We start from the raw sequence: 541 nt of genomic DNA, 5'->3' as shown, positions 1-541 counted from the left end.
CCGTCGACTCCTGGGCGCTGGACCAGTCCTTCCCGGCCACCGGTGACGGCACCTCCCCGGCCCTGTGGCTGGAGTCCATCGCCCGCACCGGCCACGGCGCCGGCGGGACCGCGGCGATGCCGAAGGTCACCTTCTCCGGCGTCCAGATGGACAACCGCGTCGACAAGGTGGAGGGCCTGCCGCCCTTCTCCCGTTACCGGATCCACGCCATCGACACCGAGACCGGCGGCCGTATCGGCGTGACCTACTCGCCGCGCGACTGCCAGGCACTGGAGCCGAAGCGGATGCCGGCGTCGCCCGAGTCCAACACCATGCGCTGCTTCCCGCAGTACTGGACGCCCAAGGGCGCCCTCGCACCGGTGAAGGACTGGTTCCACAAGTACGTCGCCACCGAGGTCCGCGAGGAGGACCTGGTCACCGACAGCCCCGCCAAGGTGACCAGCTACGAGTTCCTCGGCGGCGCCGGATGGGCGTACGACGACAGCGAGTTCACCGAGAACAAGCACCGCACCTGGTCGCAGTACCGCGGCTACGAGCGGGT

General features: G+C 69.9%; 1 protein-coding gene. It reads left to right on the top strand.

The window, feature by feature from the left end; all coding sequences use genetic code 11:
- A partial coding sequence (locus tag AC5P09_RS52120) for a hypothetical protein (RefSeq protein WP_493880652.1) occupies positions 1–541 on the top strand: 541 nt, incomplete at both ends.

Source organism: Streptomyces sp. a15 (assembly GCF_059026085.1).
Note: the sequence above shows the minus strand (reverse complement) of the source record. Positions and strands in the feature narration are given on the sequence as shown.